Source organism: Stenotrophomonas sp. GSD10, assembly GCF_056172695.1.
On record NZ_JAOCMC010000002.1, the window covers coordinates 2,784,044 to 2,796,512 of the forward strand.

10 protein-coding genes and 2 pseudogenes are annotated in these 12,469 nt (G+C 66.0%); 3 read left to right on the plus strand and 9 right to left on the minus strand.

The window, feature by feature from the left end:
- Window positions 1-56: 56 nt before the first annotated feature.
- From N4G47_RS13245 to thrS, 5 genes are all read right to left on the minus strand, one after another.
- Window positions 57-1,052, minus strand: a complete 996-nt coding sequence (locus N4G47_RS13245; protein ID WP_475287677.1) for a phenylalanine--tRNA ligase subunit alpha — start codon at window positions 1,050-1,052, stop codon at window positions 57-59.
- Between the two features lie 191 nt (window positions 1,053-1,243).
- A complete protein-coding gene (rplT, locus tag N4G47_RS13250) occupies window positions 1,244-1,603 on the minus strand; it encodes a 50S ribosomal protein L20 (RefSeq protein ID WP_003484828.1) in 360 nt (119 codons plus the stop codon).
- Between the two features lie 11 nt (window positions 1,604-1,614).
- Window positions 1,615-1,812, minus strand: coding sequence for a 50S ribosomal protein L35 (rpmI, locus tag N4G47_RS13255; RefSeq protein ID WP_005410436.1), 198 nt, complete (start codon window positions 1,810-1,812; stop codon window positions 1,615-1,617).
- Between the two features lie 253 nt (window positions 1,813-2,065).
- Window positions 2,066-2,608 (minus strand): translation initiation factor IF-3, encoded by a 543-nt coding sequence (infC, locus tag N4G47_RS13260; RefSeq protein WP_005410437.1) that lies wholly within the window; start codon window positions 2,606-2,608, stop codon window positions 2,066-2,068.
- Window positions 2,609-2,655: 47 nt separating this feature from the next.
- Window positions 2,656-4,557 carry a threonine--tRNA ligase gene (gene thrS, locus N4G47_RS13265; RefSeq protein ID WP_475287680.1) on the minus strand — a complete coding sequence of 634 codons (1,902 nt, stop codon included), beginning with the start codon at window positions 4,555-4,557 and terminating at the stop codon, window positions 2,656-2,658.
- 428 nt (window positions 4,558-4,985) lie between these two features.
- Between thrS and N4G47_RS13270 the strand changes: the two genes are divergently transcribed.
- The 3 genes and pseudogenes from N4G47_RS13270 (at window position 4,986) to N4G47_RS13280 (ending at window position 7,114) form a co-directional block, all read left to right on the plus strand.
- Window positions 4,986-5,282, plus strand: a complete 297-nt coding sequence (locus tag N4G47_RS13270) for a hypothetical protein (RefSeq protein WP_107231051.1) — start codon at window positions 4,986-4,988, stop codon at window positions 5,280-5,282.
- A pseudogene (locus tag N4G47_RS13275) lies at window positions 5,282-5,544 on the plus strand (hypothetical protein). Before N4G47_RS13270 ends, N4G47_RS13275 begins: the two are co-directional and overlap by 1 nt.
- A 10-nt stretch (window positions 5,545-5,554) precedes the next feature.
- Entirely contained in the window at window positions 5,555-7,114 is a 1,560-nt protein-coding gene (locus N4G47_RS13280) for a PepSY-associated TM helix domain-containing protein (protein WP_475287683.1), read from the plus strand.
- A gap of 129 nt (window positions 7,115-7,243) precedes the next feature.
- On the opposite strand, the pseudogene N4G47_RS13285 reads toward N4G47_RS13280, so the two are convergent.
- The 4 genes and pseudogenes from N4G47_RS13285 to truB form a co-directional block, all read right to left on the minus strand.
- Window positions 7,244-8,433, minus strand: a pseudogene (locus tag N4G47_RS13285) (glycoside hydrolase family 18 protein).
- 433 nt (window positions 8,434-8,866) lie between these two features.
- Window positions 8,867-10,975, minus strand: a complete 2,109-nt coding sequence (gene pnp, locus N4G47_RS13290; RefSeq protein WP_014037942.1) for a polyribonucleotide nucleotidyltransferase — start codon at window positions 10,973-10,975, stop codon at window positions 8,867-8,869.
- A 150-nt stretch (window positions 10,976-11,125) separates the two neighbouring features.
- Window positions 11,126-11,386, minus strand: a complete 261-nt coding sequence (rpsO, locus tag N4G47_RS13295; protein WP_005410445.1) for a 30S ribosomal protein S15 — start codon at window positions 11,384-11,386, stop codon at window positions 11,126-11,128.
- Between the two features lie 173 nt (window positions 11,387-11,559).
- A complete protein-coding gene (gene truB, locus N4G47_RS13300) occupies window positions 11,560-12,468 on the minus strand; it encodes a tRNA pseudouridine(55) synthase TruB (protein WP_475287684.1) in 909 nt (302 codons plus the stop codon).
- Window position 12,469 lies beyond the last annotated feature (1 nt).

Genomic DNA, 12,469 nt, shown 5'->3' on the forward strand with positions numbered 1-12,469 from the left:
TTGAGATGCCGTCGATTCAGGAGCAGTCGAGCAAGCTCGACTCTACGGGCCGGCGCTTATGCGAACTGTTTCAGGAACCGCACGTCGTTCTCGAAGAACGCGCGCAGATCGTTGACGCCGTAGCGCAGCATCGCAAAGCGCTCCACGCCCATGCCGAAGGCGAAGCCGGTGTAACGCTCCGGATCGATGCCGACGTTGCGCAGCACGTTCGGATGCACCATGCCGCAGCCGAGCACTTCCAGCCAGCGGGTGCTGCCATCGGGCTGCTGCCAGGCGATGTCCACTTCCGCGCCCGGTTCAACGAACGGGAAGTAGCTGGGACGGAAGCGCATCTCGAAATCGCGCTCGAAGAACGCGCGCACGAACTCGGCCAGCGTGCCCTTCAGGTCGGCGAAGGTCGAATGCTCGTCCACCAGCAGGCCTTCGACCTGATGGAACATCGGCGAATGGGTCTGGTCGCTGTCGCTGCGGTACACCTTGCCGGCGGCGATCATGCGCAACGGCGGCGCGTGGTCGCCCATGTAGCGCACCTGCACACCGGAGGTATGCGTGCGCAGCAGGCGGCCGTCGCCGAAGTAGAAGGTGTCATGCATCGCGCGCGCCGGATGGTGCGGCGGGAAGTTCAGCGCCTCGAAGTTGTGCCAGTCATCCTCGATTTCCGGCCCTTCCGACAGCTCGTAGCCCAAGCGGCCAAAGATGCCGGTGATGCGCTCCAGGGTGCGGGTGATCGGATGCAGGCCGGCGCGCTCGCCATTGCGGCCCGGCAGGGTGATGTCGATGGCTTCGGCGGCCAGGCGCGCATCCAGTGCCGCGTCTTCCAGCAGCGCCTTGCGCTCGCCCAGCGCGCGGGTCAGCGCGTCGCGGGCCTGGTTGATCGCTTCACCGGCGGCCTTGCGCTCGTCGGCCGGCAGGGCGCCGAGCTGCTTGAGCTGCGAGGTGATGCTGCCGCTCTTGCCAAGCAGGGCCACGCGCATCTGTTCCAGCACGTCGGGGCTCTGTGCGGCGGCCACATCGGCCAGCGCCTGGGTGGTGAGGGATTGGATGTCGCTCATGGGGGCCGGAACTCCAGTCGATCTGCCATCGCGATGCGCGAAGGGCCGACCCCTGTCGCCACCGCCGTCCCCGCGCTGCCGCTGTGGCCACGCCGGGACCCAAAAAGAATGGGGAAGGACTTGCGCCCTTCCCCATGCATTGCCTTGACCTGACACCGTTCCGAGTGAACGGTTACGGCATCGGGAAGGACTTATGCCGCCAGCGCGCCCTTGGCCTTTTCGGCCAGCGCGGCAAAACCGGCTGCGTCGTGCACGGCGATGTCAGCCAGGACCTTGCGATCCAGGGTGATGCCGGCCTTCAGCAGGCCGTTCATGAAGCGGCTGTAGCTCAGGCCGTTGATGCGGGCAGCCGCATTGATACGGGTGATCCACAGCGAACGGAAGTTGCGCTTCTTCTGCTTACGGCCGATGTAGGCGTACTGCTGTGCCTTGATGACCGCCTGCTTGGCGACGCGGAAGACCTTGCGACGGGCGTTGTAGTAGCCCTTCGCCAGAGTCAGGATTTTCTTGTGGCGGCGACGCGCCTGTACGCCACGCTTAACTCGTGCCATTTTTCAGTTCCTCAGAGGTAAGGGAGCATGCGGTCCAGACGGCCTGCGTCTTCTGCACGGACATGGCCCGTCTGACGCAGATTACGCTTACGCTTGGTCGCTTTCTTCGTGAGGATGTGGCTACGGTTGGCGTGGCCGCACTTGTACTTGCCCGAGGCGGTCTTGCGGAAACGCTTGGCCGCTGCCCGGTTGGTCTTGATCTTGGGCATTGCAATGTCCTTGATGGGGGTGACCCTGGTTTCTGACTGATCTGGCGGCGGCCTGGGCCGCTCTTTCCGTCCTGCCATGATCGGCGTACGACCCGTCCTGGGTGGGTCGAGCCGGGCATGATACAGGCAAAACCGCCCTGCCACCAGCCCCTGTGACCCTCAAACGTGCTGCTGCAAAAGCAAAGGGACGCCACTGGCGCCCCTTCACCCTGAACCATTCAGCCAGGCGCCCCGGAAGGCAGCCCCGCAGGCCTCAGGTCTTCTTCTTCGGCGCGATCATCATGACCATCTGACGCCCTTCCAGGCGCGGACGGGATTCAATGACGATGTCCTCACCCAGATCGGTCTCGATCCGGTTGGCCATTTCGCGGCCCAGTTCCTGGTGGCTCATTTCACGGCCACGGAAGCGGATGTTGACCTTGATCTTGTCACCATCCTCGAGGAACCCACGCATCTTGCGCAGCTTGATCTGGTAGTCGCCCTCGTCCGTGACCGGACGGAACTTCACTTCCTTGATCTCGACCTGCTTGGTCTTCTTCTTGGCCTCGCTGGCCTTCTTCTGCGCTTCGAACTTGAACTTGCCGAAGTCCATGATCTTGCAGACCGGCGGATCGGCCTGCGGCTGGATTTCGACCAGGTCCAGGCCTTCATCTTCGGCCATGGACAGCGCTTCGTCGCGCGACAACACGCCGATCATTTCTCCGTCACTGCCGATCACGCGGACGCGCGGCACACGGATTTCCTGATTCTTGCGGTTCTGTTTGTTGTCAGGGGTGCTGATATTACGTTCTCCCAAGGGTATCGAACCGGTCCGGGTGCCTGTGCCCCCGGACCGGACCTTGCTTACGCGCCCTCGGCCTGGAGCCGCTCGATGAAGGCCTGCAGGCTCATGCTGCCCAGGTCTTCGCCAGAACGCGTACGCACCGCCACAGCCCCATTTTCCTTCTCGCGGTCACCGATGACCAGCAGGTAGGGCACGCGCTGCAACGTATGCTCGCGGATTTTATAGCCGATCTTCTCGTTACGCAAATCCGAGCTGACGCGGAAGCCTTGCTCCGCAAGGGTTTTGGTCACGCCCGAGACGTACTCGGCCTGGGCGTCGGTGATATTGGCCACCACCACCTGGGTCGGCGCCAGCCAGGCCGGGAACTGGCCGGCGTGGTGCTCGATCAGGATGCCCAGGAAGCGCTCCATCGAGCCGACGATGGCCCGGTGCAGCATGACCGGGTGCTTCTTCTGGCTGTTCTCGTCCACGTACTCGGCGCCGAGGCGGCCGGGCATCATGAAGTCGACCTGCATCGTGCCCAGCTGCCAGGTACGGCCGATGGCGTCCTTCAGGTGGTACTCGATCTTCGGGCCGTAGAAGGCGCCCTCGCCCGGCAGCTCCTGCCATTCCACGCCACAGGCGGTCAGCGCCGAGCGCAGCGCGCCCTCGGCCTTGTCCCAGGTGGCATCGTCACCCAGGCGCGATTCCGGACGCAGCGCGATCTTGATCTGGATATCGTCGAAGCCGAAGTGCTTGTACACCGCCAGCGCCTGCTGGTGGAACGCGGTCACTTCCGATTCGATCTGGTTTTCGGTGCAGAACACATGGCCGTCGTCCTGGGTGAAACCGCGCACGCGCAGGATGCCGTGCAGCGCGCCGGACGGCTCGTTGCGGTGGCAGGAGCCGAACTCACCGTAGCGGATCGGCAGGTCGCGATAGCTGTGCAGGCCCTGGTTGAACACCTGGATGTGGCCCGGGCAGTTCATCGGCTTGACCGCGTAGGTGCGCTTTTCCGACTCGGTGAAGAACATGTTGTCCTGGTAGTTGTCCCAGTGGCCGGACTTCTTCCACAGGCTCACGTCCAGGATCTGCGGGCAGCGCACTTCGCCGTAGCCGCTGTTGCGGTAGACCTTGCGCATGTACTGCTCGACCACCTGCCACAGCGCCCAGCCCTTGGGGTGCCAGAACACCAGGCCCGGCGCTTCTTCCTGCAGGTGGAACAGGTCCTGCTGCTTGCCGATGCGGCGGTGATCGCGCATTTCGGCTTCTTCGATGCGCTTGATGTAGGCCTCAAGCTGCTTCTTGTCGGCCCAGGCGGTGCCGTAGATGCGCTGCAGCTGTTCGTTCTGCGCGTCGCCACGCCAGTACGCGCCGGAGATGCGGGTCAGCTTGAAGGCCTTCAGGAAGCGCGTGTTCGGCACGTGCGGACCGCGGCACATGTCCACGTATTCCTGGTGGTAATACATGCCCATGGCCTGGATGTCGTCGGACATGTCCTCGATCAGGCGCAGCTTGTAGTCCTCGCCACGGGCCTTGAAGATCTCGATCACTTCGGCGCGCGGGGTCATCTTCTTGATGACGTCGTAGTCCTGGGCGATCAGCTCGCCCATGCGCTTCTCGATCGCGGCCATGTCGTCCGGGGTGAACGGGCGCTCGGAGTAGATGTCGTAGTAGAAGCCCTCGGCGATCACCGGGCCGATCACCATCTTCACGTCCGGGTACAGCTGCTTGACGGCGTGGCCGACCAGGTGGGCGCAGGAATGGCGGATGATCTCCACACCCTCCTCGTCCTTGGCGGTGATGATGCGCAGGCTGGCATCGTGGTCGATGACGTCGCTGGCATCGACCAGCACGCCATCCACGGCGCCGGCGATGGTGGCCTTGGCCAGGCCGGCGCCGATCGACTGGGCGACGTCCATGACGCTGACGGGGTTTTCGAATTCGCGGCGGCTGCCGTCGGGAAGGGTAATGTTGATCATCGCAGTAGCTTCGTGCGGGGCCCGCCGGGCGGGCTGGAAAGCGGTCCCGGGCCGGAGCCCGGGCAATAAAAAGCGCCGCGAGGGCGCCTGGAACACAGGGCCTTCGGGGGCAGGTCAACAGTGGGCGGTGGTAGTGCTCATGTCACACGCTCGGCCGGCGCTGGGCGCGGGCCACCTTGTTCCAGTCAGGGTTCTGCGCTGATCTTAAACCAGCAGGCGGGAAAGCCCAAGGGCCACCGTACGGCCCGCTGAATGAGCGCCGCTGGCGGCGTGAAAACGCAATGATTACCATGTCCGCGCGGCCCGCCCTGTGCCAGCCTGCCCGCTTTCCCCCAGGACCTCGTGATGCGCCACCCGCTCCGACCGGCTCCCGCCGGCCCCGCCCGTGCCCCGCGTTCGCCCGCCCGCAGCTGCGCCGGCCACCCGCGATGATCACCGTCGGCCTTTCCACGCTCGGCTTCTGCAGCCTGGGCATGCTGTCGGCGATGTTCTCGGCACTGTCCTTCTATGCCGCCTCGCCGCACTGCCGCTGGCCGCGCCTGCGCCGTGCCGGCCGCCTCGGCCGCCAGATCGGCCTGGTTGCCGCCGCTGCCGCGTTGTGGCTGTGGATGGCCGAGCTCGGCTTTGCCGCCGGGCTGGTGGCGATGCTGTGTACCTGGATGCTGTCGGCCATGCTGTTGCCGACGCTGGCGGCCTGGCACCGCCCCGGCGCGGAGTCGCCCTGATGTGGGCGCGTGCCTTCGCCGGCCTCGTCGCCGGCTTCTTCCTGGCCGCCGCGGCGACCGGGCTGGTCACCTGGCTGCCCCCGGCCCTTGGCAGAACGCTCTGGTTCCGAGCCTGATCGCCTTCGTGCCGCTGTGGATGCTGGCGGCCCTGTGGGCGTTCAGTTTCCGCAGCGCACTGCGCGCCTGGCTGGTGCTGGCCGGCAGCGCAGCGGGCGGCTTCGCCGTGCTCGGGCTGCTGCGCCTGGCCGGTGCCGTGCAATGAGACCGACCCCATGAAGTTCAGCTCGCAGACCCTGCGCACCTTCACCACCCTGCACACCTGGGTCGGCCTTGTGGCCGGCTTCGGCCTGTTCGTGGCGTTCTACGCCGGCGCCCTGACCCTGTTCCATCATGACCTGCCGCTGTGGCAGACGCCCGGCGCGGCAACCGCACTGCCCGCTGGCCTGGACGACGCGCAGTACCTGCTGGAGGACGTGCTGGCCACGCATCCGGAAGCGCGCCGCCACGTCGGGATGACCTTCCCCGGCGCCGAACACCCGCAGCCGCTGGCCTACTGGCAGGCCGACGACGGCAGCTGGCGCTACGCGTGGCCGGGCCAGATCAGCGGCAGCCCGACGCCCCCGCAGAGTGGGCTGGCCGAACTGGTCAACGAACTTCACTACAGTCTCGGCCTGCCGGTGGCCGGCATCTATGTGATGGGCATTGTCAGCCTGCTGTACGGCATGGCGCTGCTCAGTGGCCTGGTAATCCATCTGCCCAAGCTGCTCGGCGATCTGTTCGCGCTGCGCCCCGGTCGCAACCTGAAGCAGATGTGGCAGGACGCGCACAACGTGATCGGCGTGCTCAGCCTGCCCTTCCACCTGATGTTCGCCGTTACCGGCGCCCTGCTCTGCCTGGTCTTCGTGCAGATGGCCCTGCTCAATCCACTGATCTACGACGGCAAGGTGCTGGCGGCGGCGCCAGCGGCGATGGACACCGCGCCGGTGCGCGAGGCCACCGGCATTCCGGCGCCGCCGGGCAGCCTGCGCGTGCTGCATGCGCGCGCCCTGGAGGTTGCCCGTGCGCAGGGCGTGGCCAGCTTCGAGCCGGCCTACCTGAAACTGGCCAATGCCGGCGACGCCCATGCCACCATCGAGATCACCGGTGAATCCACCGGCACGCTCGGGCCGCTGGGTTCGGTGGCGCTGGACGTGGCCACCGGTAATGTCCTGGCCACCCAGCTGCCGGGCCACCGTGATGCCAATCACGCCACGCTCAGTGCCGCCTACGCACTGCATTTCGGCGAGTTCGGCAATGGCGTGGTGGTCTGGCTGTACTTCCTGCTTGGCCTGGGCGGTGCCTTCCTGTTCTATTCGGGCAATCTGCTGTGGATCGAATCCCGCCGCAAGCGGCGCCAGCCGCAGCAACCGCGCGCCGGGGTGAACATGGCCCGGGCCACGGTGGGGGTCTGCATCGGCCTGTGCGTGGCGATCTCGGTCGCGTTTGGCACCGCGCTGGTGCTGGAACGGTTGGCACCATCGGTCGTCGACCACGGCATCCGCTGGGCCTGCTTCGGCAGCTGGGCGGTCTGTGCGCTGTGGGCCGCGCTGCGGCGCCCGGCGCAGGCCGCGCGCGAGCTGCTGTGGGCGGCAGCGATCAGTACCGCGCTGGTGCCGATCCTGCATGGGGCACTCAGTGGTGACTGGTTGTGGCGTGCCGCCTCGCACGGCCAGTGGCCGCTGTTCTGGGTCGATGCGATCGCACTGGCAATGGCGTTCGGCTTCGCCCGCCTGGCCGTGGCCAGCCAGCGCCGCGCACGCAACGGCGATCCGAACAGCGTCTGGGCCGATTGAGTAGCGTCGAGCTTGCTCGACGGTAGTGGCGTTCGCGCGAAGATCCGCCGGGCATCGCCCGGCGCTACCGAAACACACCGCGCCGACAGCCGTCGAGCAAGCTCGACGCTACGACGGCGCGGTCATCGCTCAATCGCCGATGCGTGCCTTCTGCCACGGGCCCAGCATGGCGTTGAGCAGGCTGGCCTGCTCGTCGTCGCCGGTCAGCTCCCACATGAAGACCCCGGCCAGGCCCTGCTCGCGGGCGAACTGCGCGCGCAGGCCGATCGAGCGCGGATCCTCATAGCTGATGAAGACCTTCTGTTCGCTGTTGTACAGCCAGGGGCTCTGCGCCTGCGGCTGCCAATGCTTCGTCCAGCCGGGCTGGTCGAGATAGCGCGCCTTGATCACCCGCCAGTCGCCGGCGTCGGCCGGTGCACTGTAGGCCTGGTACAGGCCATCGGCAGCGTTGCCGGTCACCTTGAAGCCACGCCCGTAGAACGGCACGCCCAGCACCAGCTTGTCGGCTGGCACGCCGTGCTGGCGGTAGTACTGCACCGCGCCGGCCACGTTGTTCCAGCGCCGCAGCTCCGGCGCCAGCGGGTCAGCCGCCACCTCATGCAGCGGCGCGTTGAACGTCGACACTGCCGAGAAGCCGGTGCCCATGTCGTAGCTCATCAGGTTGATGAAATCGAACACCTTGGCCAGTGCCGGCAGGTCGTAGCTGGCGGCCGGATCGTACGGGCCATCGGTCTGCAGGCGGCCGGCGGCCAATGCGGCCGTCAGCAGCATCGGCTGTCGCGCCTTGCGCCCGCGCGCGTCGAGTGCCACGCGGAACGCCTGCGCGAGCCGGGTCAGGTTGGCGCGATCCTGCGGACGGTGCGCCAGCTCCTTCGGCCCACCACTGACCGGGAATTCCCAGTCGATGTCCACGCCATCGAAGCTGCCGGCGTGGCGGTCGAAGAACAGCGTCATGCACGAATCAACCAGGCGCTTGCGGCTGGCCTCGGTCAGCGCAGCATCGGAGAACCCGCCGGCACCCCAGCCACCGATCGAGATCAGCGTGCGCAGGTGCGGATGCGCCTTCTTGAGCTCGGCCAGCGCGGCGAAGTTCTTCGGCGCTTCCGCCCCGATCGTGCAGCGCCCGTCCTCGATGGTGGAGAACGCGTAGAACAGGTGGGTCAGGCGCTCGGCCGGAATGCTCGACACCGGATAGCGCTCGGCCGAGCCCCCGGATAGTACGCACCGAAGATCGGCGATTGCGCCGGCGCGGCCTGCGCCGCGATGGGCACGGCACCGGCAATCAGTACGGCAAGGACGGCCACGGTCTGGCGGAACATGCGATCTCCTGGTTCGAAGGCGCCGTCACGTTAGCAAACCGATGCGCCCGCAGGACCGATGTCGTGGCATGTCGTCCACTGGACAAGCGCGATCTACCGGGCGACGACAATCCAGCAGTCACGCCACGGCCATCATGCAGTGCAGCAGGACATGTGCCGACGCAGCAGCACCGGGATGTTTGCTGGAGGCCGTCGAACAGCGCGAGCATCCACTGAGTGACCCCGAGCCGGACCAGGTGTGGTGAGGCACCGAAGCGTCGAGCTTGCTCGACTGATCGAAGCAGAAGCAGTCGAGCAAGCTCGACGCTACAAAGAGCGGACGACGAGCAGGCTCGACGCTTTGAAAAAGAAAAAGCGGGCCGAAGCCCGCTTTTTCATCTGCGAAGGTGTGAGGACCAACGGTCCTCACCCACCGCACAATCGGCAGTACCGATTATTCGGCGCTGACGGCGTCGCCTTCTTCCACGGCCTTCATCGACAGGCGGATACGGCCCTGCTTGTCGACTTCCAGCACCTTGACCTTGACCACATCGCCTTCCTTCAGCACGTCGCCGACCTTCTCGACGCGATCGCTGGAGATCTGCGACACGTGGACCAGACCGTCCTTGCCCGGCAGGATCGTGACGAACGCACCGAAGTCCATGATCTTGGCGACCTTGCCTTCGTAGATGCGGCCCGGCTCGACGTCCGAGGTGATCTGCTCGATGCGGGCCTTGGCGGCCTGGGCAGCGATGGCGTTGACCGAGGCGATGACGATGGTGCCGTCATCCTGGATGTCGATCTGGGTGCCGGTTTCCTTGGTGATTGCCTGGATGGTCGAACCACCCTTGCCGATCACTTCGCGGATCTTGTCCGGGTGGATCTTGATGGTCAGCAGGCGCGGCGCGTAGTCCGACAGCTCTTCGCGCGGCGCGGTCAGGCCGTGGGCCATTTCGCCCAGGATGTGCAGACGGCCAGCCTTGGCCTGCTGCAGGGCCTGCTTCATGATCTCTTCGGTGATGCCTTCGATCTTGATGTCCATCTGCAGGGCGGAAATGCCCTCAGCGGTACCGGCGACCTTGAAGTCCATGTCGCCCAGGTGATCTTCATCACCCAGGATGTCGGACAGTACGACGAAGCGCTCGCCTTCCTTGACCAGACCCATGGCGATACCGGCCACCGGGGCCTTCACCGGCACGCCGGCGTCCATCAGGGCCAGCGACGAACCGCAGACCGAGGCCATCGACGAGGAGCCGTTCGACTCGGTGATTTCCGAGACGACGCGGATGGTGTACGGGAAGGATTCCAGCGACGGCATGACAGCCAGCACGCCACGCTTGGCCAGGCGACCGTGGCCGATTTCGCGGCGCTTCGGGCCCATCATGCGGCCGCACTCACCCACCGAGAACGGAGGGAAGTTGTAGTGGAACAGGAAGTTTTCCTTGTACTCACCGGCAACGGCATCGATGACCTGGCCATCACGGGCGGTGCCCAGGGTGATGGTCACGATGGCCTGGGTTTCGCCGCGGGTGAACAGCGAGGAACCGTGGGTACGCGGCAGCACGCCGGTCTTCACGGCGATCGGGCGGACGGTGTCCAGCGCACGGCCGTCGATACGGACCTTGGTGTCCAGCACCGAGTCACGCATGGTGCGGTATTCCAGCTCGCCGAATTCCTTCGACAGCTCGGCCGGGTTCCAGCCCTCGGCAGCCACGCGGCCAGCCAGGGTTTCGACCACGTCCTTCTTGATCGCCGAAATGGCGTCGCGGCGCTGCAGCTTGTCGCGCACCTGGAAGGCTTCGCCCAGGCGCGGGCCGATGGCTTCCTTCAGGGCGGAGATCAGCGCGTCGTTCTTGGCCGGGGCTTCCCAGGTCGACGGCTTGGTGCCGGCTTCGACGGTCAGCTCATTGATCGCGTTGATGACCTTCTGCATTTCGCGGTGACCGAAGGTCACAGCGCCCAGCATCACTTCTTCGGACAGCAGCGCGGCTTCGGATTCAACCATCAGCACAGCGTTGGAGGTACCGGCCACGACCAGTTCCAGCTGCGAATCAGCCAGTTCGCTGACGGTCGGGTTCAGGATGTACTCGCCGTTCTTGTAACCGACCTTGGCAGCGCCGATCGGACCCATGAACGGGGTGCCGGCCAGGGCCAGGGCAGCCGAGGCGCCGATCAGGGCCGGGATGTCGCCGTCCACGTCCGGGTTCAGCGACATGACCGTGGCGATGATCTGCACTTCGTTCTTGTAGTCTTCCGGGAACAGCGGGCGGATCGGACGGTCGATCAGACGCGAGATCAGGGTTTCCTTCTCGGTCGCACGGCCTTCACGCTTGAAGAAACCACCCGGGATACGGCCGCCGGCGTAGAACTTTTCCTGATAATCGACGGTCAGCGGGAAGAAGTCCTGGCCTTCGCGCGCGCTCTTGGCGGCGACGGCGGTGACCAGCAGTACGGTGTCGTCCATCTTGACGATGACGGCACCGCTGGCCTGACGGGCGACTTCGCCGGTCTCAAGCGTGACGGTGTGCTTGCCGTACTGGAAGGTTTTGGTGATTTTTGCCACGGAGGGTGTCCTTGGGGATGCTGTCTGCGAATTTGGACCGTCGGCGACCCTTGCCGCCAGCGGGTGGCCGGATCGTTCCGGCCTGAATCGGGGATTGCGGTGCTACAAAACAAAACCGCGGCGCATCGCTGCGCCGCGGGGATTCGTTGCTTAGCGACGCAGGCCAAGCTTTTCGATCAGGGCCTTGTAACGCTCGACGTCCTTCTTCTTCAGGTAGTCGAGCAGGCTGCGACGGCGGTTGACCATCTGCAGCAGGCCGCGGCGGCTGTGGTGGTCCTTCTTGTGGGTCTTGAAGTGGCCGGTCAGCAGCTCGATGCGGGCGGTCAGCAGGGCCACCTGGACTTCCGGAGAGCCGGTGTCAGCCGAGCTGCGCTTGTTGTCTTCAATGACCTTCTGGGTGTCGATCGACATTTTCTTTTTCTCTGTGATGCGTGGCCGGCAGGAACGCGCTTCGCGCACCGCCAGGCTCGCCGTGGACTACAAGGATGAAACCTGCGCGGAGCAGGCTGCCGGAAAACGGCCGCGAAATTGTAACGGCCAGGGGCTTCCGGGACAAGGACCGGGGCTGAACCACCCTGCCCCGTTCAGAGGTTGAAACGGCGCTGCGGGGCCAGCAGCCCGCTGTCGTCAACCTGCCCGAGCCCCTGGACAGCATCGTCCGGGCCGAACACGGCCACCAGGCCCTGCGGCCAGGACAGGTCGCGCTGGCGCTGGCCGACGCAGAAGCGATGCGCCTGTTCGGCATCGAGGTCGACCCGCGGGTATTCCGCCAACCCGGCGGCCAGCGGCAGCAGCAGTGCGTCCATACCCGCCTCGTCGCCGGCCTCGACCATTGTGCGCAGCTGGTCCAGGGTGACCATGGCCGGTTCGCGGAACGGTTCCACCCAGAGCCGGCGCAGCGCGCTGATGTGGGCGCCACAGCCCAGGGCCTCGCCCAGATCACGGGCCAGGCTGCGGATGTAGGTGCCCGAGCCGCAGGTCACGCGCAGGCGCAGCCGTTCCGGCTGCTGCTCCAGCACCTCGATGGCGTGCACCTGCACCTCGCGCTCGGGTGCCTGGATGACGTCACCGCGGCGGGCCTTCACATACAACGGTTCACCGCCCTGCTTGAGTGCCGAATAGATCGGCGCACGCTGCAGGATGGCCCCAGTCAGCGGCGCCAGCGCGGCCTGCAGGGCGTCGGCACTGATGGCAGGGACCGGGCGCTGCAGCAGCACCTGGCCTTCGGCATCATCGGTATCGGTGGTCTGGCCGAGCACGATCTCGGCGTCGTAGGCCTTGGCCGAACCGAGCAGCAGGCCGGCGATCTTGGTGGCTTCACCGAAGCACAGCGGCAGCAGGCCGGTGGCCAGCGGGTCGAGGCTGCCGGTATGGCCACCCTTCTCGGCGCGGAACAGGCGACGGGCCACCTGCAGGGCGGCGTTGGAGCTCATGCCGGTCGACTTGTCGAGCAGCAGGATGCCATCCAGGCGGCGGAACTGAATTCGGGTCATG